The sequence below is a fragment of the Nocardia flavorosea genome (genome assembly GCF_015477805.1).
Classification (GTDB): domain Bacteria; phylum Actinomycetota; class Actinomycetes; order Mycobacteriales; family Mycobacteriaceae; genus Nocardia; species Nocardia flavorosea_A.
This window is the reverse complement of the sequence record NZ_JADLQL010000002.1, coordinates 1,316,909-1,342,362: the sequence shown is the minus strand read 5'-3', so window position 1 is coordinate 1,342,362 and position 25,454 is coordinate 1,316,909. Positions and strand designations below refer to the sequence as shown.

The 25,454-nt window shown below is 69.2% G+C and carries 15 protein-coding genes and 1 pseudogene; 7 read left to right on the top strand and 9 right to left on the bottom strand.

Annotated elements, in window-relative coordinates; translation table 11 throughout:
- Positions 1-51 precede the first annotated feature (51 nt).
- Entirely contained in the window at positions 52-4,305 is a 4,254-nt protein-coding gene (locus IU448_RS14925) for an alpha-(1->3)-arabinofuranosyltransferase (protein WP_195056088.1), read from the top strand.
- Here IU448_RS14925 and IU448_RS14920 read toward each other — a convergent pair.
- Positions 4,262-5,629 carry a polysaccharide biosynthesis protein gene (locus IU448_RS14920; protein ID WP_416383000.1) on the bottom strand — a complete coding sequence of 456 codons (1,368 nt, stop codon included), beginning with the start codon at positions 5,627-5,629 and terminating at the stop codon, positions 4,262-4,264. The genes IU448_RS14925 and IU448_RS14920 overlap by 44 nt on opposite strands.
- A 71-nt stretch (positions 5,630-5,700) precedes the next feature.
- On the opposite strand from IU448_RS14920, the pseudogene IU448_RS29725 reads away from it, so the two are divergent.
- Positions 5,701-6,825, top strand: a pseudogene (locus tag IU448_RS29725) (hypothetical protein); the annotation flags it as partial.
- Positions 6,826-8,288: 1,463 nt separating this feature from the next.
- Here the strand turns inward: IU448_RS29725 and IU448_RS14910 are convergent.
- Complete coding sequence (locus IU448_RS14910) at positions 8,289-9,494, bottom strand: glycosyltransferase family 4 protein (RefSeq protein ID WP_195056086.1); 1,206 nt, start codon at positions 9,492-9,494, stop codon at positions 8,289-8,291.
- 247 nt (positions 9,495-9,741) lie between these two features.
- Here IU448_RS14910 and IU448_RS14905 point away from each other — a divergent pair, with 247 nt between their 5' ends.
- Positions 9,742-10,638 carry a class I SAM-dependent methyltransferase gene (locus IU448_RS14905; protein WP_280456920.1) on the top strand — a complete coding sequence of 299 codons (897 nt, stop codon included), beginning with the start codon at positions 9,742-9,744 and terminating at the stop codon, positions 10,636-10,638.
- On the opposite strand, the gene IU448_RS14900 is transcribed toward IU448_RS14905, so the two are convergent.
- From IU448_RS14900 to IU448_RS14880, 5 genes are all read right to left on the bottom strand, one after another.
- Positions 10,635-10,949, bottom strand: a complete 315-nt coding sequence (locus tag IU448_RS14900) for a hypothetical protein (protein WP_195056085.1) — start codon at positions 10,947-10,949, stop codon at positions 10,635-10,637. The genes IU448_RS14905 and IU448_RS14900 overlap by 4 nt on opposite strands.
- A 321-nt stretch (positions 10,950-11,270) precedes the next feature.
- A complete protein-coding gene (locus IU448_RS14895; RefSeq protein WP_195056084.1) occupies positions 11,271-11,408 on the bottom strand; it encodes a hypothetical protein in 138 nt (45 codons plus the stop codon).
- 607 nt (positions 11,409-12,015) lie between these two features.
- Positions 12,016-13,848, bottom strand: coding sequence for a phosphoenolpyruvate carboxykinase (GTP) (locus IU448_RS14890; RefSeq protein ID WP_195056083.1), 1,833 nt, complete (start codon positions 13,846-13,848; stop codon positions 12,016-12,018).
- A 243-nt stretch (positions 13,849-14,091) separates the two neighbouring features.
- Entirely contained in the window at positions 14,092-15,636 is a 1,545-nt protein-coding gene (locus IU448_RS14885; RefSeq protein ID WP_324188600.1) for a hypothetical protein, read from the bottom strand.
- Complete coding sequence (locus IU448_RS14880; protein WP_228812708.1) at positions 15,623-16,681, bottom strand: hypothetical protein; 1,059 nt, start codon at positions 16,679-16,681, stop codon at positions 15,623-15,625. Before IU448_RS14880 ends, IU448_RS14885 begins: the two co-directional genes overlap by 14 nt.
- Before the next feature lie 444 nt (positions 16,682-17,125).
- On the opposite strand from IU448_RS14880, the gene IU448_RS14875 reads away from it, so the two are divergent.
- The 4 genes from IU448_RS14875 to IU448_RS29580 all read left to right on the top strand — a co-directional run bounded on the left by IU448_RS14875 (position 17,126) and on the right by IU448_RS29580 (position 23,171).
- Positions 17,126-17,356, top strand: coding sequence for a hypothetical protein (locus IU448_RS14875; RefSeq protein WP_195056082.1), 231 nt, complete (start codon positions 17,126-17,128; stop codon positions 17,354-17,356).
- Between the two features lie 472 nt (positions 17,357-17,828).
- Complete coding sequence (trmB, locus tag IU448_RS14870) at positions 17,829-18,638, top strand: tRNA (guanosine(46)-N7)-methyltransferase TrmB (protein WP_195056081.1); 810 nt, start codon at positions 17,829-17,831, stop codon at positions 18,636-18,638.
- The gene (locus IU448_RS14865; protein ID WP_195056337.1) at positions 18,638-19,366 is read left to right on the top strand and encodes an NYN domain-containing protein; all 729 of its coding nucleotides are present in this window, start codon (positions 18,638-18,640) and stop codon (positions 19,364-19,366) included. The genes trmB and IU448_RS14865 overlap by 1 nt, the downstream gene beginning before the upstream one ends.
- Position 19,367: 1 nt before the next feature.
- Positions 19,368-23,171, top strand: coding sequence for an MMPL family transporter (locus IU448_RS29580; RefSeq protein ID WP_324188599.1), 3,804 nt, complete (start codon positions 19,368-19,370; stop codon positions 23,169-23,171).
- Between the two features lie 33 nt (positions 23,172-23,204).
- Here the strand turns inward: IU448_RS29580 and IU448_RS14855 are convergent, their stop codons facing one another.
- A complete protein-coding gene (locus tag IU448_RS14855) occupies positions 23,205-23,903 on the bottom strand; it encodes a DUF1707 SHOCT-like domain-containing protein (RefSeq protein WP_195056080.1) in 699 nt (232 codons plus the stop codon).
- Positions 23,904-23,980: 77 nt separating this feature from the next.
- Complete coding sequence (locus IU448_RS14850; RefSeq protein WP_324188598.1) at positions 23,981-25,378, bottom strand: AI-2E family transporter; 1,398 nt, start codon at positions 25,376-25,378, stop codon at positions 23,981-23,983.
- Between the last annotated feature and the right edge of the window lie 76 nt (positions 25,379-25,454).

Sequence of the window (25,454 nt, the reverse complement as noted above, 5' to 3'; positions counted from 1 at the left end):
CCACGTCCCCGCCCGCTCAGTGCGGCGGGGACGCCGAACGCCTGACCCACGGTGCCCGAGCAGTCCGAACCCGCCGCCTCGACGTGCGCGGAAACCGATACCTCCCCGGCACCCGACCGGTTCGGGCCGCGCTGGTTCGCCGGATCGGCTGTTATCGCCTTCCTGCTCACCTTTCTGCAAGCCCCCGGGCTCACCGTCGCCGACACCAAATACGACCTCGCCGAAAACCCGCTCGGCTTCCTGGGCCGGGCCGCGCATCTGTGGAGCAGCCAGGCCCCGATGGGGCAGGTCCAGAACCAGGCCTACGGCTATTTCTTCCCGCACGGCGCGTTCTTCGCGCTGGGTGATCTCCTCTCGATTCCCGCGTGGGTGACCCAGCGGATCTGGTGGGCGCTGCTGTTGCTCGCCGGGTTCTGGGGCGTTGTCAAACTCTGTGAAACGCTGGGTATCGGCACGCGCGGAGCGCAGATCATCGCCGCCCTCGCGTACGCGCTGTCCCCGCGCGTGCTCACCACCCTCGGATCCATCTCCTCCGAAACCCTGCCCATGATGCTGGCGCCGTGGGTGCTTCTCGCGCCCGCGGCCCTCGGTACGGCCTACCGGCGGCGCCGGCGGGGCGGGTCCCGGTCCCCGGCCGGGAGTGCACTGGCTTTGGCGTTGATGGGGGCGGTGAACGCCGTCGCGACGGTGGCGGCCTTCCTGCCCGCCCTGCTGTGGTGGGCCAGTTACCGGCCCAACCGTGCGTGGTGGCGATTCACGCTGGCCTGGGTGCCGTTGCTGGTGCTGGCGGTCGCCTGGTGGGCGGTGCCGCTGCTGCTGCTCGGCCGGGTGAGCCCGCCGTTCCTCGACTACATCGAATCGTCGGGGGTGACAACCCAGTGGGCGTCGCTGGGCGAAGTGTTGCGCGGAACCGACAGCTGGACCCCGTTCGTCTCGCCGGAACGGATCGCGGGCGCGGTACTGGTCACCCAGCCCGCCGCGGTGCTGGCCACCGGTCTGCTCGCCGCCGCCGGAATGGCGGGGCTGGCGCTGCGCTCGATGCCCGGGCGCGGCCGGCTGGTGTTCATCCTGTGTGTGGGACTCACCGGTATCTGTGCGGGCTATGTGGGCCAGCTGGGCGGGCCGTTCGCCGAATCCGTGCGGATCTTCCTGGATTCCGGCGGCGCGCCGCTGCGCAATGTACACAAACTGGAACCGCTGATCCGGCTGCCGCTGGTCCTGGGCCTCGCGCAGCTGCTGGCCCGGGTACCGCTGCCCGGCTCGGTGCGCACCGGGCAGTGGCGGACGGCCTTCGCCAACCCGCACCGGGACCGCCGGGTCGCGGTGGCAATGCTGATCCTGGCCGCGCTCGCCCTGTCCACCTCGTTGGCCTGGACCGGCAAACTCGCACCGCGCGGCGCCTACGACGCGGTACCCGCCTACTGGCAGCAGACCGCCGACTGGTTACGCGACAATGCCGCCGACACCCGGGCGCTGGTGGTGCCGGGTGCGCCCTTCGGCAGCCAGGTCTGGGGTCTGACCAGGGACGAACCCTTGCAGGCGCTGGCCGAGACACCGTGGGCGGTGCGGGACGCGGTCCCGTTGAATCCGCCGGGCACCATCCGCGCCATGGATTCGGTGCAGCGGCTCATCGCCGACGGCCGGCCGTCCGCCGGACTGGCGCCGGCGCTGCGCGGACAAGGCATCGGGGTACTGGTACTGCGCAACGATCTCGATCCGGACACCTCCCGCTCGACCCGGCCGCTGCTGGCGCACAGCGCGGTGGAGGGGTCGCCTGGGCTGCGCAAGGTCGCGGAGTTCGGAAAGCCGGTCGAGCACGAGTCCGGTAACGATGAGTTCGTGGTCGACGCCGATCTGCGGCCGGCGTATCCGGCGGTCGAGATCTACCGCGTCGAAACCCCGGCGCCCGGAACGCCCGCCGAGGTGCGCAGCGGCACCGGCGCGCCCGCCGGATTCCCGGGGGCCTACACCGTGCCGCTCGCCTCGGTGCCGGTGGTGCAGGGCGGGCCGGAAGTGCTCGAACGCCTCCACCGCGATCCCGCGACCTCCCACGAACCGACCCTGCTCGCCGCCGACGCCGCCGCCGCGGGCCTGCCGGTGGGTTCGATCACGGTGACCGATACTCCGATGGCTCGGGAAACCGACTTCGGCAAGGTCGACAATCACAGCTCCGCACTGCGCGCATCCGACGACGCCCGCCGTACGCACAACCTCGTACCGGACTACGCGGTCCCGGGGGCCGAACCGGTCCACGGCGAGTGGACCGGCGCCACCGTCACCGCATCCAGTTCGGCGGCCGATGCCACCCAGATCGGTGGTGCCGCGCCGGGGAATTCGACCGCGGCGATCGTGGACGGCGACCCCACGACCGCCTGGATCAGCAACGCGGCGGAATACGCTCTCGGCCAATGGTTGCGACTCGATATGGACCGGCCGTTCGAGTCCGGGTTACTGCGTTTCACCACCACCCCCGCCGCCATCGGCGACCCGGTGAAATGGGTGGAGGTGCGCACCAACAACGGCAGTGTCTCCGCCCGGATCGGCAAACCGGGCGAACCGGTTTCGGTGGCGCTGCCGGTGGGAGCGACCGACTGGGTGAAGATCACGGCGCGACAGACCGAACGCGGTAGCACCGGTGGCCAGTTCGGGATCAGCGAACTCGCCGTCGAGGACTACTCCGTACCGGAATTCCCCGTCTCGGTCGAAATCCGCCACCGCACAGTTCTTCCGGACCCGCCGGCGGGCGCCACGGTGACCGGCTGGGATCTCGGGCAGGAATTCCCCGGCCGCAGCGCCTGTTTCGATGCCCCGGACCGCGTCCGCTGCGGGAAGGGCCTGGCGCTGGCCCCGGAAGAGATGGGCGCGTTCAGCCGGACGCTCTCGGTACCCGCCCCGGTGACGGTCGATCCCCAGCTCACGGTCCGGCCGAGGCAGGGTCCCGCACTCGAAGCGCTGCTGACGGATCCGGCGCGACCGGTGGCGCGCGGCGCCTCCGATGTCGGCGATCTACGCGGTTCGGCCTTCGCCGCCACCGACGGCGATCCGCGCACCAGCTGGACGGCTCCCGAGGAAACCGCCCGCGATACCCGGGGCCCCAAACCGACGTTGACCATCGAACTCCCCGAACCCGCACTGGTGACCGGGCTGGAACTCACTCCGTCGCTCGGCGGTCTGCCCGCCGCCCCGACCTCCGTGGCGGTGAACCTCGGCAACGGGCCGCAGATCCGCGAACTCGAAGACCCGGACGAGATTTCCCGGATCGACTTGCACCCCACGGTGACCGATCGGATCGAACTGAGCATCCGCAGCTGGGAATCGGTTCTGGACCGGACTGCCCTGGGCTACCACCAGGCCCAGCCGGCCGGCCTGGCCGAGGTGAACGTACTGGGCCCGCAGTATCCGCCACCCGCACCGGACGACCGGATCGTCACCGTCGGCTGCGATTTGGGTCCGACCATTGCGGCCGGTGGCCGCCTGGTGCACACCAGCATTACCGCCACCGCCGGTGAACTCCGTTCCGGTGCACCGGTGCCCGCACAGGTCTGTGCCGATCCGGTTCCGGGGGCCGAACCCGGCGCGCCCCAGCCGGTTTCCCTTCCGGCGGGCGAAGTGGATGTGCTGGTGGCACCGACCGAACTGTTCTTCGTCGACCGGCTACGACTGGCCGGCACCCAGCCCGCAGCGCCGGTCGCCGATGGCGGAACGCAGCTGCTCACCCTGCCGCTCAGCACGAATATCGGCTGGCGCGCCCATACCGCAGACGGCCGGGAACTCGAACCCATCGTGGTGGACGGCTGGCAACAGGGCTGGCTACTACCCGCCGGCGCCACCGGGCCGGTGACGGTGTCGTTCCCGATCGATACGTGGTATCGGGTGGCGATCTTCGGTGGACTGCTCCTGCTGATTCCGCTGCTGGGCCTTGCCGTTGCGCGCGGGCCCCGTGGCGATCCGGCGGTACCGGTGCCGGTATGGCGCACACCGTGGACAGTGGGCGGTCTGGCCCTGACGGCCGCGACCACGGTGATCGCCGGACCCACCGCCACCGTGCTCACGGTGGCGGGGCTGGCAGTGCTGCGGTTCGCGCCGCGGCTACCGCGGCGGGCCTTGGCGGCGGTAGCCGGAATCGGCACCGCGGTATCGGCCGCCGCGCTGTCGACCGGGCCCTGGCGGATGCCCGGCGGCTACATGGGTGATTCGCTGTGGGTCCAGGTGCCCGCACTGGTCGCGGTGATCGCGGTGGGCCTGGCGGCGCTGCCGCCCATCATGCGGCGGCCACGGCCGGACGCCGCACCGCCGCCCGAATGACCAGCGACGCCACCAGCGCGGTGGTCGCGCCGGCGACGAGCGCGGCGGTGACGATGAGACCGGTGACGGAATTCGCCACCACCAGCATCAACACGACCTCGAGCGTCAGCCCCACCCAGGCCAGCGCGGCCAACGCGGTCCGGTTCACCGCGATCGCGGACAGCAGCGCACCCTGCAGAACAGCCAGGATCGCGCCGTGCAGCGCGAACAGCCAGAGCAATCCCTGGATCGGGGCGTAGTCGCGTCCGGCCAGCAACGGCGCCAGCGGAGCGGCCACCGCCGCGCCGAACACCGCGACCACCCCGATACCGGCGAGCACGGCGAGCGCGGAACGTATCGCCGAACTGGAGGATGCGGGCTGGGCCATCCGCGGATACAACACCACGCCGACTGCCTGCGGTAACCAGAACGCGATCTTGGTGGCAATGGTGCCCAGTGCGTATCGGCCGGCATCGGGCTCCTCCAGCACCATCCGGACCACGATCAGATCCGCCGACGACAGCGCCATCAACGCCGCCTGCACCTGCGCCGCCCGCAGTACCGCGGCCACATCCGCCATTCCGGCTTTCGCACCGACGCGGCCCCGGACCGCTTCGGGTGCCGCGCCGCCGGCCGGTACCTCGCCACCGGCGCCGTTCACCCCGGAACCACCCGGCTCCCCCGATGACGCCGGGCCCCCCGGCATCACGGGACCGCCGGGCAGTTCCACCCCGGATGCTTCGCCATGACTTCCGGCCGTACTCGCACGCTCCGACCCCGCGACGACCCGCCCGTACACCGCCGCCGCGGCCACACCGCCGGCCGCCGCCCACAATGCCGCCGACGCGCCGCCCCCCAGGGCCAGCACCACCAGCGCCGGCACGACCTTCGCAATACCGGTCACCCCCAGCACCATCGCGAGCCCCCGGAACCGTTTCTGCCCCTGCAACACACCCTGCTCGCCCGCCAGGACGACCAGGGCGGGCGCCGACCCGAGCGCGGCCGCCGCCGCCACGACGCCGACGTCCAGCAGCGCACTCACCACCGGTACCAGCACCACCACCGCAGCCGCCACCAGAACCGCACACCGCCGGCGAAGTGCTCGCAACGCGGCGATACCGGATCCGTGCACGAGTTCGCGGGCCACTACGTTCTGCAAGGCCAGCGCCGGTACCGCGCACAGCAACTGGACGGCCAGCAGGCTCGCGAATTCGCTGTACCCGGCCACACCCAGCCAGCGCCCGGCCAGCAACTGGAGCAGATAACTCGCGATATTCGCAGTCATCGCCCCCGCGGTGACCAGGGTCATGTCCGCCACGGCGGGAAGACGGCGAACGAACTGCACGCGGGCAAGTCTCCCACTCGGGGCGGCGCGTGGACCGGTCCGCCCCGCCCGCACCCGCGAACGTAGGGTGACTGGCCGTGGGTGCACAACGAGCGGGCCGATGGACACCGTGGCTCCCGGCCGGATACAGCCTGCTGCTCGCCCTCCTGATCACCGCGCCGCTGCTGCGATCCGGCTTTCTCCTGCTCCGCGATGCCGTGAGCACCCCGCGCTCCTACCTCACCGATACCGCGCTCGGCCTGGGCGATGCCGCTCCCCGGGCAGTACCCCAGGACGCCCTGCTCGCCACGCTCTCGGTAATCGTCGACGGCGGCGTGGTGGTCAAGGCAATCCTGGTGACCGCGCTCTGGGCCGCGGGCTACGGTGCCGCCGTCCTGGCCCGCGACCTGCTTCGCGCGCCGCTCGCCGCGCAACTGGTCGCCACCACACTCACGGTCTGGAATCCCTACATCGCCGAACGTCTGCTGCAGGGACACTGGAGTCTGCTCACCGGCTATGCGGCCCTGCCCTGGATCGCCGTGGCTGCCCGCCGGACCCGAGGCGGGGCCGCGCATTCGCCGGCCGGGAGCCGAACCGGAACATCGGCCCGCTGGGACCGTTTCCGGAACTGGGCATTGCTGGGCGGGCTCCTCGCGGCCGCGGGACTCACCCCGACCGGTGCGCTCTTGGGCGCAATCATTGCTGTGACGATCGCCGGATGGCGACGATCGGCCGGCGTACTCCTGCTCGTGGCGGCGGCCTCGGTGCCATGGTTGCTGGCAACGACCGTTTCGGGGGTCGCGGCCGAACCCTCCGACCCGGCGGGTGTACCCGCCTTCGCAGCCCGGGCCGAGCCGTGGCTGGGCACTGTGGGCAGTCTCGCCGGACTGGGTGGGATCTGGAACGCGGATGCCGTCCCCGGTTCGCGCACCACGCCACTGGCCGCGGTCGCGACCGTCCTTTTGCTGGCCGTGGTCGCATTTGGGGTGCGCAGAGTGGCGGCCGCGGACGGCGACCCCGAACGCGTCCGCGCCCGCCGCTTGCTGCTCGTCCTCGCCGCGGTGGCGGTCGTACTGCCGGCGCTCGCCGCGACTCCGGCTGGACTGGCTGTCATGGAATGGCTTGTCGGACAGGTACCCGGCGCGGGACTGTTCCGCGATACACAGAAGTTCGTGGCTCTCGCCGTCCCCGGATACGGCCTGTGTGCCGCAGCAGCCTGCGCGATCGCGACCGGTCGGCGATCTCCCGTATCCGCCTGTGACACGCCCGTACGTCCCGGCGATTCCCCCCTGGCGCCCGGTTCGGACGGCCAGGACACTGCTCCACCCGCCCCGCCCAGCACACCGGCGTCCACCTCCACCGAAGCGCTCGCGGCGGCCCCCCGCCCCGACTCCGGCGAAGCACCTGCCTCCGACTCCGGCGGCACCACCGACCCCACCGCCGGCCGCCCAGCCGATTCCTGTCCTGACGATACGGCCACTTCCCGCCCCGGCGATACGAAAGGTTCGGCCCCAGTCGGCGTCATCGGCCCCCCGGCCGAGACCGCGCAGGTTCCTCCGGGCGGCCCTGCTGCCGAATCCGGCGTACCGGCCGCTGGAACGGACCGGAACACACCGGCTACGGGTTCCCGGATCTCCGCTCCTCGCGGACCGATGCGCGCATCGGTCGCGCTGGCCGTGCTCTTCGCGGGGATGCTTATCCTGCCGCTGCCCGACCTGGCCTGGGGCGTGGGCGGGCAGGTGCAGGCCGTTCAGTACCCGGACGCCTGGGGTGAGGTGGCCGACCGTATCGACGGCCCCGGTGATATCGCGGTCCTACCGGGTGGAATGTTCCGGCGCTTCCCGTACTCCGGTCCGGCACCGGCGCTCGATCCGGCGCCGCGAATGCTGCCGCGCGACGTCCTGCAAACCGGTGCGCTGCCTGTTCACGGCGAAACCGTGACCGGGGAGGGTGTACGCGCCCGGACCGTGGAGGACCTATTGCTCGCCGGGGGCGATGCGACCGAACTCGCACGGCTGGGGGTCGGCTGGGTTCTCGTCGAACGCGATACCCCGGGCCCGCTGGGCCGGTCCGCCACCACCCTCGCCCAGCTGGAGCCGGTGTTCGACAGCGAAGAACTACGCCTCTACCGGGTGCCGGACGTCATGCCGCGCCCCGCCCCGGAACACCGGGGGCCGGTGATCGGCGCACATATCCTGTGGGCGCTGCTCCTGGCGACACCGCTACTCACGATCCCGCTCCGGTTCCTCTCCGGCCGAGGCGCGACCCGGCGTCCGGCCGAAACCCCCAACCGGTCTCGGAGCGCGTGATTCCAGCTGCCGTATCGGCAACCGAACCTGGCGGTACACAGCGTGCGGGCGACTCGGATGGTCTTCCGGTCGACCAGCTACTGGACGATCTCGGCGGCGCCGACCTTGCCGGTGATCTTCTCGTCCGCGAGCGCCCACCGGCCGTACCCGTCGGGGCGCCCACGGCCGTTGCCCCGGTAACCGGGCACGATGCGTTCCAGCGCTGAATGTGGAAGCCGACGGCTGCTCGCGCGACCGTCCCGCGCACCCGGCCGTAGCGCGCGGGGTTCACCGGGTCCGGTCGACACCTCTCGGCCGCCGCCATGGGCGCAATGTGCCGACCGCGACGGCGATTCAGGCAGCTGAGGCGCGGTTCTGCGCCGGCGACGATCTCAGGCTCCTACCTCGGTGATCCCGATCCGCGCCGCATGCTCGTCGCCGGGCGAAATCAGCCCGCTCACCCGGCGGCCGGCGGCGGCGGCCGCCAATACCTCGTGCACGCCCGTGGCCGTATGTTCCCAGGAGAATTCCCGGGCCCGCGCCCGGGCTTTCTCACCCATGATGGTGCGGGCGGCGGCATCGTCGAGCAGTTCGCCGACAATGGTCGCCAGCTGGTCGGCATCGTCGGCCAGCAACCCGGTCACACCGTCGATCACCGAATCGGTGAGCCCCCGCGACGAGCGGTAACCGACGGTGGGTACCCCGTGCTGGGCGGCTTCGATCACCGCCAGTCCCCAGCCTTCCTTACGGGACGGCAGTACATGCACCCAGGCCCGGGACAGCAGTTCGTGTTTACGGCGTTCGCCGACATGTCCGTGGAAGGTCACCGCGTCGGCGATACCGAGTGCGGCGGCCTGATCCTTCAGCTTGTCCGCCCACCAACCGCCACCGATCACATCGAGGTGTACGGCAGGGATCCGGCCGCGCAGCCGGGCGACCGCGGTGAGCGCGTCCTCGATCTGTTTGTGCGGTACCAGTCGCGAAAGCACCACCACCCGCGGTTCGGGCGTGCGCACCGCCGCGTTTCCGGTAGGGGCTCCGGCGGGGACGGCTTCGGCACCGTTGCGAACGACCGCGATCCGGGAAGGGTCCACACCCAGTGTCGCCAATTCCTCGGCGGAGGGCAGCGAAACCGTCAGGTACTGGTCGTGGCGGTGGATGCGCGGCGACAGCGACGATTCGATCCACCAGCCGATACGCCCCACCAGTTTGCCGGCCACCGGCCACTGCTCCCGGTGCCCGTGATGTACCAGCACCACCGACGGCGCACCCGAAACCAGGCGGGCGAAGAACGGGATGCCGTTCTGTGTATCGACCACCGCATCCGGCCGCACACCTTTCAGCGGGCCCAGCCCGAGCCGGCCGAAGAGGATAGCGGCCAGCGCCCGGGGGTATACGGTGAACCGGCCACCGCCGCGGCTGATATCGATACCGTCGCGCCGCTCACGTTCGGCCGCGCCGGGATAGCGGGCCGTTCGCAGTGTCACCCGGATGCCGCGGGCAGCCAGTTGCGTCCCGACCTGCTCCAAGTACCGTTCGCTGCCGCCGCCCTGGGGGTGCCCGGTATCACGCCAGCAGAGTAGGAGTACTTCGCGCACGTCGGGGCTTCTCCGGTCGGCTCGGGTCCCGCGGACGGGACGGTCGCAGTGGTCCCGCGGGGGGACCGGGCATCGCGCTACACCCTAACGCGCAGCGCTCTTCGGCACCTCGCCCCACCTGCATGTCTCATGCTTTTGCCAAGATCGGGACACCGTTGCGGACTCGGCGGAAAGGAACCGCAACCGGGGCCCGGTTGTGCGCCGCCGGGGATTCTGTGGCCGGTCACAATATGGGAAACTCGGCATCGTGCTCGACGCCGAGGAATCGTCCATGGTCCGGATACCGCCCGCGGTGGCGGACCCCACTCCCGCCGGTACCGGTGCTCCCGGCTCCCGGGCGGCGGAGCCGGCCGCCCCCCGGCGGCCACGGAAACGGTTCCGGTTCGCCCGGCGGGCCACGCTGCGTCGCTCGGTACGACTGCTGCGCAGTTTCCGATTCGAGCAGACCGAACCCGCTCGCTTCTACGGCGGTATCGCCACCGACAGCGTGCACCTGCTCGGTGATTTCCACGCCGATCTCACCGGTCGCGAGCTGGCCGGAACCACTGTCCTGGATGTCGGCGGCGGTCCCGGGTATTTTGCCGACGAATTCGCCCGGGCCGGCGCCCGGTACATCCCGGTCGAGCCCGACCCTTCCGAAATGCATGCCGCGGGCATCACGGTTCCGGCGGCGGTCCGCGGCTCCGGGATGGCGCTACCGTTCCGCGACGATGCCGTCGATATCTGTTTCTCCTCGAATGTGGCCGAACATGTCCCGGACCCGTGGCGGATGGCCGACGAAATGGTGCGGGTGACCAAGCCCGGCGGGCTCATCGTGCTGTCCTACACCGTATGGCTGGGACCGTTCGGCGGTCACGAAACCGGGCCTTGGCATTATCTCGGCGGCGAGTACGCCGCGCGCCGATATCACCGGAAGAACGGACGGGAACCGAAGAACCGTTTCGGGGTGTCGTTGTTCGCGGTGCCCGCGCGCGACGGCGTGCGCTGGGCCGAACGCACGGCCGCGACCGTACACGCGGTGTTCCCGCGCTACCACCCGCGCTGGGCCTGGTGGCTGGTGCGGATACCCGGACTCCGGGAGCTACTCGTGAGCAACCTTGTGGTGGTGGCCGAGAAACCCGGCCGGCCACCGCGGCGTGACTAGAGCGCGAGCTGCGGGCGCCCCCGGCCGATCCGTTCGCGCCAACCGCTGCGTACCACGGGCTCGGCCCGGGTCCACGGTGATTCCTGAATGGCCAGCCCGACGGTTTCGAGGGTTGTGAGCCCGACCAGATCGGCCAACCCCCCGACCACCGCCACCGCTTCCGCCGCCTGCATGGCGGCCATGGCCTGTTCGGTGGTCAGGGTTCGTCCCGGTAGGAAGGAGACGACCCAGCCGCCGCTGCCAACGCTTTTCGCTTGATGGTCGGTCTGGTCGCTGGTCATCAACGCCCGGCCGATCACTTGCACCGCCATGAACGCACTCCCGATTGTGGGTCTTCGGTTCGATGAATGGAGCGAGCTGATACCTGGCTAACATCATGCGCGATCCAGCAACAAATCGCAATAGTGCGTTCGATGAAAGACGAACCGGGAGGAACGAATTCGCCGGACGACAATCGCAGGCCGGCTAACGGCGCTCGCGAACAGGGATTCGATCTGCGCCGGAAACCGGATGAGTCCGCCTGCCGCACACCACGAACCCGCCACAGTCGCACCAGCGGCAATCCCCCGATACGTGAAATACCCCCATGACAAGCCGTCCCGAACTATCCGGGAAACCCCCTGGCGAGCAAACTAATCGGTAACCAGCAACGCGCGCAGAATCTGCCCACCGTCCGGCGCCCCGTCGCCCTCGTCGACCACCTCCACCTGCCACCCCTCCGGCAGCGCCGACTGCAACCGGCCCGCGGCCCGCTGCAATGGGGTACTCATCGGAACATCTTCACTGGACTGCGGGGACAGATGCCCTTCGGCCATTTTCCAACCACCTCTCGCGGAGTGATCGGCTCGGCCGCGGATCGTGCGACAGGCGGGCCGATCAGGAGCAGGACAGTCCGGCAATCAGCATTGCGTGAGCACGGGTTTCGTTACGTCCACAGAATAAGGCAAAAACACCCAAACCACCTACCGCCGCACCGGACGAGCCACCCGCCGGAAAGCCATGAGATCCCCGCCCCGGTTACCGCTCCTCCGAATGGTTCACCTCCGAAATACAGCCCGCCCCTTCGCGGACGGCCCACCTCGGAACAGAATCCACAGTCATCCGACCAGGCTGCGCATAGGCACAACTCAGCGACCCGAAACGCCCGCCGGTGTCCGTCACCGATCATCCACCCCGACAACAAGGTCCACAGCCCCCGGACCACGCCGCACGATAGATAAAGCCCGGCGATCCATGCACGTCACCCGCCGACGCCCGAGAGCGGTGCGGGTAACTCCTACCCGCACCGCTCCCAGGCAACGCCATAACAGAGCACAGCAGCGAAGACCGGAGGCCCACCCAGCCCCTACCCCGAGCCGCCGCGGACCGCCTCCGGAATTACTTGATCCGCTGTTTGAGCGCCTCGAATTCGTCGCGCACGCCGGAAGGCAGTTTGTCACCGACGAATTCGAACCACTCTTCGATGAGCGGAATCTCGGCCCGCCATTCGTCGGCGTCCACCGCCAGTGCCGCATCGACATCGGCCGGGTCCACATCCAGTCCGGCCAGATCCATCTGAGCGGCCGTCGGCACATTGCCGATCGGGGTGCTCTCGGCCGCAGCCGTACCCTCGATCCGGCCGACGACCCATTCGAGGACACGGGAGTTCTCGCCGAAGCCGGGCCACAGGAACCGGCCGTCGTCACCGCGGCGGAACCAGTTCACGTAGAAGATCTTCGGCAGTTTCGCGGCGTCGGCGTTCTTGCCGACGTTGATCCAGTGCGCCATGTAGTCGCCCACGTGGTAGCCCATGAACGGCAGCATGGCCATCGGGTCGCGGCGCACGGTGCCGACCTTGCCCTCGGCGGCCGCGGTCTGCTCGGAGGACAGGGTGGCGCCCATGAACACGCCGTGCTGCCAGTCGAAGGATTCGGTGACCAGCGGGACGGTGGTCTTGCGGCGTCCGCCGAACAGGATCGCCGAAATCGGCACGCCCTGCGGGTCGTCCCATTCGGCGGCCAGGGTCGGGCACTGCGACATCGGGGTGCAGTACCGCGAGTTCGGGTGCGCGGCCAGCGTTTCGGTTTCCCGCCGGACCCAGTCGTTGCCCTTCCAGTCGATCAGGTGATCGGGCTCGCCTTCCAGGCCCTCCCACCACACATCGTTGTCGTCGGTGAGCGCGACATTGGTGTAGACGGTGTTACCGGCCTCCAGCGTCTCCATCGCGTTCGGGTTGGAGGAACGGTTGGTGCCCGGGGCGACGCCGAAGAAGCCGAACTCCGGGTTCACCGCGTACAGCCGGCCGTCCTTACCGAACCGCATCCAGGCGATATCGTCGCCCAGGGTTTCCGCGCGCCAGCCCGGAACGGTCGGCTGGATCATCGCGAGGTTGGTCTTACCGCAGGCGCTGGGGAAGGCGGCGGCTACGTAGTACGCCTTGTCCTCCGGCGAGATCAGCTTGAGGATGAGCATGTGCTCTGCCAGCCAGCCCTCGTCGTGGGCCATGGCCGAAGCGATCCGCAGCGAGTAGCACTTCTTGCCGAGCAGCGCGTTGCCGCCGTAGCCGGAGCCGTAGCTCCAGATCTCGCGGTCCTCGGGGAAGTGGGTGATGTATTTGGTGTCGTTGCACGGCCACGGCACATCGGCCTGTCCTTCGGCCAGCGGCGCGCCCACCGAATGCAGTGCCTTCACGAACGGCCGGTCCGTGCCCAGCAGATCGAGCGCCGCCCGGCCCATGCGGGTCATGACCCGCATGGAGACCACCACATATTCCGAATCGGTGAGTTCGACGCCCAGCTTGGGGTCCTCGGCACCGAGCGGGCCCATGCAGAACGGCACCACGTACATGGTGCGTCCCTTCATCGAGCCGCGGTACAGCTCGGTCATGGTGGCGCGCATCTCGGCGGGGTCGACCCAGTTGTTGGTCGGACCGGCGTCGGATTCGGATCGGGAACAGATGAAGGTGCGCGATTCGACCCGGGCCACGTCGGACGGGTCGGACAACGCGAGGAACGAGTTCGGCTTCTTCTTCTCGTCCAGTTTCCGGAACGTGCCCGCCTCGACGAGCTGGGTGGTGAGCCGGTCCCATTCGGCGTCGGAACCGTCCGCCCATACGACTCGCTCCGGCTGAGTCAGTTCGGCGACCTCCTGAACCCAGGCGAGCAGTTCGCTGTGTTCGGTCGGCGCGGTGCCGTCGGATCCACGAAGACCGGGAATGGTCGCTGAGGTCATGAAAACTCTCCTGAAATGGGCGGCGACAACTGCTTCCGCCCTGGCCCTCGGGCCCGTGACCAGCGCGAAAACACCTAGCGCCACCATTGGCGGGTGAGGCGCCCACTTCGGCCCGCCGTACCCGCCACCGGGTCTGCGGGGGCGTGTACCAGGACCAAGCGGACGCCCAGGTTCCTGTCTAGAGGTTAACGCGGTATTGCGGCCCCTATGGAAGCGGGTTGCCTATCAATAGGGGTGGACAAACTAATTTCCGGAATCCGGGCTCCACTGCTCGAGTATCTGCCGGTCACGCGCGCAGGCGGCAAGCCGGCCGGGCTGCCCGGCGGTGGCGCGCCGTAGCGCGGTTTCGAGCTCGGCGACGCGCCGGTCCACCGCCAGCATCCGGTCCGCCGCGGATCGGACCATTTCGTCGGAGAGTTCCGTTTCGGCCTCCACCAGGGCGGTCACCGCACGTTGCTCGAGCTGGGCTTTCACGTTCGCGATGGCATCCACGACCCATTGCCGCAGGTGGTCGCGGTCGGCGAGCTGCCGACGGGCGCGCACCACCCAGGCCGCCGCGCCGGCCCCGAGCAACAGCGCCACCGGGATCGTGGCCACATCCAGGGCCGGTACCAGCGCCAGCGGCGACACGAGCAGGCGTCCCAGACCGACCCCGGCCGATGCGCCGACAACGATCATGAGGTGATCTTCGACACCCCGGCCGCGGGGTTGCGGATCCGGCCCGAGTGTGGGTGCCGGATCGTGCCGGTATCCCGGTGCCCGGTCCGGCGTTCCTGTCGCCGGGGTGGCGACGGCCGCGCGCGCCCGCAACTCGGTGAGCCGGGCGGCGATATCGCGATCGACCGTATCGGTCAGCGCCGCCACCGCGGAACGCAGCCGTTCCGGGAAACCGGCCCGCCCCGCGCGGTCCAGTTTGTCGAGTTCGGTACGGGCCTCGGCGTGCAGGGCACGGACCCGATGCCCCACCTGGGTCAGCAGGTCCATTCGCGCCAGGTTGAGCTGGGCGCGCAGCGCGGATACCGCGACTGCCCGGCCACCGTCACGTTCGGCGAGCAGCCGCGCGCGTTCGGCCCGCAGCATTTCGGTTTCCCGGCCCGCAGCGAGCGCAGTGTGCTCCTGCGTGATCCGGTCGAGGGTCTGCGCCACCACCTGGGCGGCCGCGGCGGCCCGCCGGGCGTCCACGGTGGTGGTATCGGTGGTGAGCGCGACCAGCCGGGCGTGCAGCACGGCGAGGCCGGACCGGTCCAGCAGCGCAGAATCCGCGGCGGTCCGGGCGGCGAGCGCCAGGCGGGCGGATACCGGCACGATCTCGCAGTCCAGCCCGGCGGCGGCGAGGAGTTCGGCGCTCCGGTCGCGGACCAGCTGCCAGTCCAGGTGGGCGTGGGTGCCGTTCAGTACCAGCAGTACCCGGCTGCCGGCCCCGGTCGACCGGCGGACCAGATCGAGTTCGGCGGCACCGATCACCACACCGGCGTCCAGCACCAGCACGGTGACCGAGCCCGGGGCCGCGACGGCGGGGTCGGCCGGCGGCATGCTCAGGTCTATCCGGGGCTCGAAACGAGCGAGTTCGGTGCGCAGCAGGGTGGTGTTCGCGTCGTCGGGGCCCAGCAGCCGGACCTGCGCGTTGCTCCCCGCGACGGTCATGGTGTCGAGCAACGCCATCCCCTGGGGGTTCCAGCGGCGCACGACGGCGGCGACCGGTTCGGGAAACGGCGCACCGGGTGAAATGGGAGGCGCGGTGGCTCCCGGACCGAGGCCGGAATCCGGCCCTGGGTCAGAGTCCGACACTGCTCATCCGTTCCCATACCCGGACGTAGCCGTTGTGTACGCGGACCGCCGCCCGCCGGGCCGAAGGTGACAGGTCACTGGCGACCACCGCCCGCCACCGGATAGCGCGAGCCAGCGCGTCGTCGGCGTCTGCGGGTTCGAACCGGGGATATCCGGCCGCCAGATGCGATACCGCGGGATCGACCAGTCCACCGCACAGACCCAGCCATTTCGCCTCGTCGGTGTCCAGGTACTCGGTGATCAGGGCACGCGCCCGGCTGGTGCCCTGGGGAACGGCCCGCGCCGCCAGCCGGGTCAGTTCGTCGACCAGCGCGCCGGCCCGCCGGGATATCGCCTGCTGATAGCGCAACCCCACCAGTCGCGCCACGGGCTCGATCCCGCTCACCGTGTTCAGGATCTGCAGTACCGTCTGCGGTGCGAGGCCGGGTTCGCGTTCGAGCGCCGCCAGCACGCAGGCGATCCCGTAGAGATCCCAGCGTTGGAGCAGATCCGCCCGCTCATCGGTATCCGGGCCCGCGGACGGGGAGACGAACGCCTCGCCCGATACCGCCGACAGGGAGCGGTTTCCGGCATGCCGGCGTAGCAGCGCCAGATCGGTTTCGCGCAGCGCACCGGCGACCGTGCGCGCGGCCAGGCTTGCGACGATCGGGAAAGTGGGAAACCCGAATGCCCGGTGAAACTGTTCCGCGGCCGCTACCGCGTCCGCCCAACCGGTGCCGATCGCGTCGGATTTGTTCACGACCACGAGCGTGCGCTCCGGCGGTAGCGATCCCAGAATCCGCCGGTCACCGGGTGATGGGGTGCTGGCCAGGACATAGATGATGATGTCGGCGTCGAGCACGGGGTCCGGGAAACCGGGTTCGTCGACCGGCGCGGTCTCGGCCCCACGCTGCAGACCCAGCGCCTCGGCCACCGTGGTGCGCCCCGACCCGGCGCGACCCGCCACCTGCGCCCGCGGTAGCGACCGCCAGCGCCCGACCGCCGCCTCGATTCCGTTCGCGACACCGGCGTCCACCCCGTCGCCCATTCGCAATGTCGAAATCATCCGCTCGAGCGGATCCGCTGCCCCCGCCTCCCGCATGTATCTGTCCGATCTTCCGACTGTCACCGTTCGCACCCCCTGTTCCGGTGCGCATTCTGTCAGAAGAGCGCCCACCGCGCGCCCGCCCCGGCCCCTCCACTCGGGACGAGCCGGACCCGCCGGCCAGTTCGGCATCCAGCCTCTTGGCTCGGCCACATCGATCGACTCCGTCCCACCCAACAGCAAATTCGGTTAGCGGCGTATTTCGCCATGCCCGATCTCACCGGCGACCGACTGACTTCAGCAGTATCGAAACTCGTTTCCCGCCGACCGCTACACCGTATTCCAGCCTCCCTGACCGCTGGTACGCGTGGATAACCGATGATCGAAAAACACTTGCCCGTCCGCTACATCACACCTTAGACTGACACGGTCGAAGCAATCGACATAGATTGATCGGGGAGTTCAATGGGAGGGTTCAAAATGATGGCACGTTTTGCCGTTGTTTTCGGCATGGCGGCGGCGGCCGTCGCGGGCGGCCTCGGCGTGGGAACCGCGTCGGCGACAATAGAAGATCCGTCCGGAAACACTCATGCCACCTGCTTGAGCATGAGAGATTGGTATATAAAGTCCGGCGTTCAGGTCGGCCCGTGTTATTACGATCCACAGAAAGACAGTTTCGTATTCGACGAGCTGTAGCAGGGGCCGATCTCTTGTAAACACGCTCGAGAACGGTGCCGGACATTCTTTACAGCACCGCGGAATGGCGGCACATAAGGCGTCCGGCACCGTTTTCCGACAATGTAATTATGTGAGCGATTCAATATATTTTCCGTTCCGTTTCGTTAATTATGCGCTATTAGAATCGATCGTACATTCGCACACGTCTTCCCGGGGCCATGTAAGTAACACCGAACGCCCGCGCCGGGTCAACGGCGCAACCGAATTCTGCGCGGGACTTCGCGATAACCACCGGCCAGGGATCGAGCCAGGAACACCGGCGATGCATGACCATGCGTGAACGACCGGATGATCGCCGAGGCCGCGTCACAGCAACCCGCGCGAGCAAGGCCATCGACCGGACATCGACAGGGGTAACCGGGCCGACGAGCGATGCGTGGACTACCCACGAGTAGCGCTGGGCTCGGTCCGGTTCGGACCATCCCGAACCATGTTGGAGAATAGGGGCGTGAACGATGCCGTCCGCCCTGCTGACTCGACTTCGTCCGTATCGTCCAGCACCACGGATCGCCCCGAGCCGGGACCGCACAGCCGGTCCAGGCTCTACCCGCGGGTCACCAGTTTCCGGTCCAGGCGCGGCGCACTCACCCCCAACCAGCAGCAATCCTGGGATCGCACCTGGCCGCTGATCGGCCGTGAGGTCGCCGACGAACCGCTCGACGCCGACGCCTGGTTCGGGCGCCCGGCGCCGCTGGTCGTCGAGATCGGCTGCGGAACCGGCACCGCGACCGCCGAGATGGCGCAGGCCGAACCGCACCTGAACCTGATCGGTATCGAGGTGTATCAGCCGGGCCTGGCACAGCTTGTCCAGCGGATCGAACGCGACGAAATCGGTAATATCCGGCTGCTGCGCGGCGATGCGGTCGATGTGCTGGAAAACATGGTTGCTCCCGGGTCGCTGACGGGCGTGCGCGTGTTCTTCCCGGACCCGTGGCCGAAGGCGCGCCACCACAAGCGGCGGCTGCTGCAGCCGGCCACCGTCGCCCTCATCGCCGACCGGTTGCGGCCGGGCGGCGTGTTGCATGTGGCGACCGATCACGCCGAATACGCCGAGCACATTGCGGCGGTCGGCGCGGCGGAACCGCTGCTCGTCGGCTTGAACGAAACGACCGCTGGGGTGAGCGCACAGCATCGCGAATCGGCGCCGATCGGGTTCGAGCGCCCGGTCACCAAGTTCGAGAGCAAGGCACATCGGGCCGGAAGTGCGATCAACGAGTTCATATGGGGCAAGATCGAATGATGAGCGTCAGTGAGATGGCCCCGTCCGGCGGCGAGGTTGCCGAAAGTCTGCACGAACCCGGTGCCGAGGCCACCGGGCCCGATCCGGACAGACTCCGGCGCGTTCTGCTGGTCTGGGACGCACCCAACCTGGACATGGGTCTGGGCGCAATTCTCGGTGGCCGCCCCACTGCTGCCTACCGCCCTCGGTTCGACGCGCTGGGCCGCTGGCTGCTCGCCCGCACCGCCGAGCTGTCCGCTGGTGAGAAGCAACGGGTGGAGCCGGAAGCAACGGTGTTCACCAATATCGCCCCCGGCACCGCGGATGTGGTGCGGCCTTGGGTGGAAGCGCTACGCAATGTGGGTTACGCAGTCTTCGCCAAACCCAAGATCGACGAAGACTCCGATGTCGACTCCGATATGCTCGGCCATATCGCCTCCCGCACCCGGGGCGCGGGGCTGGCCGGAATCATCGTGGCCTCGGCGGACGGCCAGGCGTTCCGCGAACCACTCGAACAACTCGCCGCCGACGGGATACCGGTTCAGGTACTCGGCTTCCGCGAGCACGCGAGTTGGGCCGTAACATCCGATACTCTCGAATTCGTCGACCTCGAGGACATCCCGGGAGTATTCCGTGAACCGCTCCCGCGGGTGAGCCTCGACTCGTTGCCCGACGAGGGTGCCTGGCTGCAGCCGTTCCGGCCGCTGTCGGCGCTGCTCACCTCTCGCCCCGCACAAGGAGTCGCTTAAAGTGTTCACCCGCTGGGGCGATCTGGTCTACCGGCTGCGTTTCGCTGTCATCGGAGTCGTTGTCGCAGGGATGCTGGGACTGGGCGCCTACGGTCTCGGGCTGGCCGATCACCTCAGTTCGAGCGGTTTGTTCGACCCGAACTCGGAGTCGGTGCAGGCCGCAGAGATCTCGGACGCGGCATTCGGCCGTAACCACGACGCCGATGTATTGGTGCTCTACACAGCACCCGAAGGCGAGACGATCGACTCCGATCCCGCGTTCCGGGACAAGATCGTCGATAGTTTGAATCGACTGCCGAGAGAACACCCTGAGCAGATCGCCTACGTAAAAGGCGCCTACTGGAAGACCGAGACGGGCGAGGCCGCACCAGCGGTCTTCGGTTCCAAGGACAAGACGAAAACCTTCGCCTCCGTCGCGATCGTCGGCAACAACGACGACGAGATGGTCCGGAATTACCGCGCGGTGAAGGATGCCTTCTTCATCGACGGGGTCGACGTTCAGGTCGCCGGGCTGCAGCCGGTCGCGGGCACGCTCAACGACACCATGGCGCATGATACGAAGCGGATGGAACTACTCGCCATCCCCGCGGTCGGCGTCCTGCTGTTCTTCATCTTCGGCGGTGTGGTTGCCGCCGGCCTCCCGTTGATCATCGGCGGTCTGACCATCCTCGCCGCGAACGGCATCCTCATGATGGTGACGAAGTTCACCGAGGTGAACACCTTCGTGGGTGCTGTCGTCTCGATGATCGGCCTGGGTCTGGCCATCGACTACGGGTTGTTCATCGTCAGTAGATTCCGGGAGGAACTGGCCGAAGGGTACGACACCGCAGCCGCTGTCCGGCGTTCGGTGATGACCGCGGGGCGGACCGTCGTGTTCTCCGCGACCATGATCATCGCCAGCCTCGGCGGTCTGCTGCTGTTCCCGCAGGGATTCCTGAAATCGATGGCCTACGGCACCATCGCCACGGTCGCCTTGGCCGCCCTCGGCTCCATCACCTTGCTCCCCGCCATGCTCGGCGTGCTGGGGCGGCGGGTGGACATGCTGAGCTTCAAGAGGATGCGCAAAACCAAATCCGCGGAGGAGGTCGAGGCGAGCTTCTGGGGCCGGGCCACCACCTGGGTCATGCAGCATCCCCTCAAGATCGCCATCCCGCTCAGCATCGGGTTGCTGCTGTTGATCCTGCCGGTGAAGAACCTGGCCTTCGGCGGTATGAGTGAGAAGTATCTGCCGCCGGACAACGATGTACGGCTCGCGCAGGAGGAGTTCGACCAGACCTTCCCACTGCGCCAATCCGACCCGATCCAGCTGATCTTCATCAGCGACAACACCTCCGCCATCGGAAAACTGGTGCGAGAGGCCGATAAGGCCCCCGGCCTGGCCGATGCCGCCGGTTTCGCCGTACCGTCGCAGTCCAACGACCGACCGGATGTGTTCCGCACGGAAGCGACGCTGCTCGACTCCGACAACTACCGGCCGACCGTGGAGTATCTGCGGGCGATCGACGTCCCGGACGATGTGACAATGCTGGTCGGCGGCCAGCCGACCCTCCAGGGCGACAGTATCGACGCATTGGTGGACCGAATACCACTGATGATCGCGGTGGTGCTGCTGGTCACGACGGTCCTGATGTTCTTGACCTTCGGCTCGCTGGTGTTGCCGATCAAGGCGGCATTGATGAGCGTGCTGGGTCTCGGCTCGACCTTGGGCATCCTGACCTGGATATTCATCGACGGGCACGGTGCGGACCTGCTGAACTTCACGCCGCAGCCGATCATGTCGCCGGTGCTGGTGTTGATCATCGCGATCATCTACGGCCTGTCCACCGACTACGAGGTGTTCCTGCTGTCCCGGATGGTCGAGGCCCGCGCCCAAGGCGCCTCGACCACCGAAGCCGTGCGGATCGGCACCGCGCACACCGGGCGGATCATCACCGCCGCCGCTCTCATTCTGCTGGTGGTGACCGGCGCGTTCGCGTTCTCCGATCTGGTGATGATGCAGTACATCGCCTACGGCATGATCGCCGCGCTCATCATCGACGCCACCGTGCTGCGCATGCTGCTGGTCCCCGCGACCATGAAACTGCTCGGCGACGACTGCTGGTGGGCACCGGCCTGGATGAAACGCATCCAGCAGAAGGTCGGTCTCGGCGAGCCGATTCTGGACGACGAGCGCCCCGGTTCGGGTGATCTGGTGGACCTGGTCAAAACGACCCCGGTCACCGATCCGGTCACCATGCAGATGCCTGCGCTCGCAGCGGAGAAACAGCGCAAAACGCCGGTGCTCAAACGCAGTCGCGAGGAGATCGAGGCCGCCGCACCCACCGCACATTTGAACGCGGTTCCCAAAAACCCACGCAAGGGCGACGACAAGCCGGCCGGTTCCACACCGACCGCGCCCAAACAATCGATGCCCACCCCGCCCGACCCCACCCGGCCGCGCGCCACACCGCCGGCCGCGGACGAACCCGGTCGCGGCGGGTCCGCCGACAGTCCCGCAGCGGCAGGCCGGCACACCCGCCCGGCCGCCGAGGAGAACCAGGCTCCCGCCCAGAGCCCCCAACCGCCCGCACCGCACGGCCCCCGGCCGCCCGATGACGGCGCCGCGCCGCCGGCCGGTGGACCGCGCACCGCCGATGCCGACCGCGGCGGCGTCGACCCTGCCGCGCCCCGGCAGGGTGGCCCCGGGTCCGCTCCCGGTCGAGCGCCGGAACCCGGCCGCGCGCCCGGTGCGTCGGCTCCCCACCGCGGTAACGAACCACGTCGGATCCCGCCGGGCCCCGGCCGCGATCCGGGCCCGGGCCGCCCGGCCGGCCCCGGTGGAAACCAGTCCGGTCCGGCACAACCCGGTAACCAAGCCGGCGCGGCGCGACCCGGCAATCAGCCCGGCCCCGCGGGCCCCGGTAGCCGAGCCGGCTCCGCGCGACCCGGTAACCAGTCCGGCGGCGACCGCCCGGGAAACCAGGCCGGTCAGCAGGCTCCGCCCGGAAGTGGCGCACCCGGCCGGCCGGACGCCGGGCCGCAGCAGGGTCGTTCCGGTTTCGCCACACCGACCCTGCGCGGGCTGTTCGCGTCCGAACCGGTCGAGGACACCGAAAGTCGTGAGGTATCCGGCCGCACGGTCTACCCGACCGCCGCGGACGCTCCCCCGTTGCCGCCTGCGCCGCAGCAGGCGCGGATAAACAGCGATCCGGCAGGACCCCGCCAGGACAGCTCGCTGCGGTTACCGGGCCGGCCCGCGGGCCCCGCCCGGCCGCCGGTACCGCCACGTTCCGCCGGTGCACCGCCGGCCGGTGGCCGGCCCACCGCCGAGTCCGGTCCCGGCCGCCCACCGGCTCCACCGCGGCCGGTACCGAACCAGCGGCCGGCCGGCCGGCCCGGCGCGGGTCCCGCACCGGATCAGGGTTCCCAACCGCGCCCGATGCCCCGCCGCACCGACCCCGGCAACGGCGCTGCGGCAGCGCCGCAGTCCGGCTTGCCGGAGCTGCCCCGCCGTGTCCCCCGTGGTCTGCCGCCGGAAATGCCGGCGCAGTACCGTAATCCGGAACCGCCGGCGCGTCCCGCGCCGCCGGCCCGGCCGCGACCCGACAGCCTGGCCGAGCAGTCCGCCGGATCCGCGGGGCCGCAACAGGACCCGGATCCCCGGGAACGCAACAGCATCGAGTCCTGGATGGCGGGTCTGCGATCGGCGCGTCGGCAGCAGGCCGGTACCCCACCCGCCGCCGAGGACACCGGCCGGCATCAGCACGGTGAAGGACGTTCGGTGAGCGTGAACGAATTGCTGCGCCGCCGCGAAGATCCGGAGTAGGAACCGCCGGTCAGGGCGGCCCCGGCCATCGGTTCACTGGCCGAGCAGACGCCGCCAGTGCGCCATGAACGGCTGTTTGGCGGTAACCGATCCGAAACGGACCCGGCCGTGCACCAGGAGATGCAGCGGACCGATCGGCGGGCCGCTGCGTACCTTGTTGTTCACGCTGGACCCGATCAGTTCCAGCCGGTCCAGGTCGACCGTCGCTTCCTGCGGGACGACCAGGGTGAGGGAACTCGCGTAGTCGTCCACCTGGATCTCCACCACCTGGGTGGTCATCACCGCCTGGGTGAAATCCAGGGTCACGCCGGAGAGCCAGCTGTTGACCCGGAGCACCGGCGCGACCTGCCAGTTGCCGCGACGGTTGACGCCCGACATCCGCGGGCGGATGATGCCGCCCTGCACCACACCCGACAGCGGTGCCCGCGCGTTGTCCCCCGGACGTGGCAGCGGTGCGGGTCTGCCGTGCCCCGGCTGCTGTGCGACGGGCTCGCCGATCAACCGCACACCGGGCAGATCTACGAGCACGGAATTCAGCTCGCCCCGGGTTTTCGCGGCCAGCGCGGTATCCATCCGCTCGGTGAACTCCCCCAGCGACAGCATTCCCAGTCCGACGGCGCGTTGCAGCAACTGCCCGACGTGTTCCCGTTCGGCATCGGAAACACGCAGGTCCCGGTTGCCTACCTGGCTACCGGGACCCGCACCGTCGAATACCGGATCGGGGCCGTTCATAGCCCCGAGATTACCCAGCAACCGCCCGATCCCGCATCAGGGCATTCCCCGATACGGTGGGTCTACCCGACCCGGGATCAGACCTGGTGACCTCCCGGTTCGCCGGTTTCCGCCGCACCGCCCGGCGGGGTCTTCTCCGGGTGTTCGTCGGATCGGCCGGAGTCACCGGTGTCGGTGGGCTCCGAAGCCGCGGCCCGGACCGGCGCAGCCGCCGATTCCGGTGCGGGCGGGTCCAGGAATACCGTGTCGGCTGTCCGCGGCAGGGCCAGTCGGCGCTGTGCTTCGGCGAGCAGCGCGGCGATAGCGAAACGGCCCGTGCCCTCCGAACCACCGACCGTGGCCTGTTCGGGCGAATCCGGTTCGGCCGCATAGATACCCTTGCGGTCCGCGGCCAGTTCCGCGATGAGTTCTTCGGGATCCTCGGCGAGCAGTGAGCGGATCGCGGTGTTCAGCACCGCCACGAGCGGTACCGCGAGCAGGCCCCCGGCGATCCCGCCCAGTACCAGACCCGCGGCGATCGCCAGCACCACCGCGAGCGGATGGATACGCACCGCCCGGCCGAGCAGCAGCGGTTGCAGGACATGGCCTTCCACCTGCATCACCGCGACGATGATGCCCAGCACGATCAACGCGGTGACGAACCCCTTGGTCACCAAGGCGATGAACACCGCCACGAAACCGGCCAGGAACGCCCCGATGATCGGGATGAACGCGCTGATGAACACCAGCGAGGCCAGCGGTAGCGCCAGCGGGACTCCCAGCAGGGCCAATCCCGCGCCGATGCCGATCGCGTCCACGGCCGCGACGGCGACGGTGGCCCGCACGAAGCCCACCAGGGACCCGAAGCCGAGTTCGCCCGCGGTGCGCACCCGTTCGCGATGCGCGCGCGGCACGATCCGGGTCACGAATTCCCAGATCTGGTAACCGCTGTAGAGGAAGAAGATGAGGATGAACAGGGTGAGGAAGGTGCCGGTGAGGATATGGCCGATCATCGTCGCGGTGGTCAGCGCACCGCTGGTCAGCGTGTCCTGATTGGACTGGATCGTGCGGATCGCCGCATCGCCGGCCGTGCGGATCTGGTCGTCGCTCAGATGCATGGGTCCGGTGATGAGCCAGTCCTGCACCTTGTGGATGCTGCCGGTGAACTCGTCGGACAGTTGCGGCACACCCACGACGAACTGTTCCACCACGAAGGTGACGACCCCCGTCACCAGCCCGAGCGAGCCGACCAGCGCGACGAAAACCCCGATCCCCCGGGGTACGCCGCGGCGCTGCATCCAATCCACCAGCGGAGCCAGCATCGCGGCCGCCAGCATCGCGATGGCCAGCGGGATCACCACGGTATCGAGCTTGCGTACGGCCGCCGCGAGCACCGCTACCAGCGCGAAGATCACCAGTAGTCGCCAGGCCCATTCGGCGGTCTGGCGCACGATCGGGTGAACGGCGTCTGCGGCAGTCGGTTTCGGCTCGGTCACCCGGCCGAGCCTAACGAGCGCGGCGGGAACAGGCCCGGCACCGGGCCGTGCCCGGCGCGCGGCGACCGTGTGCGAA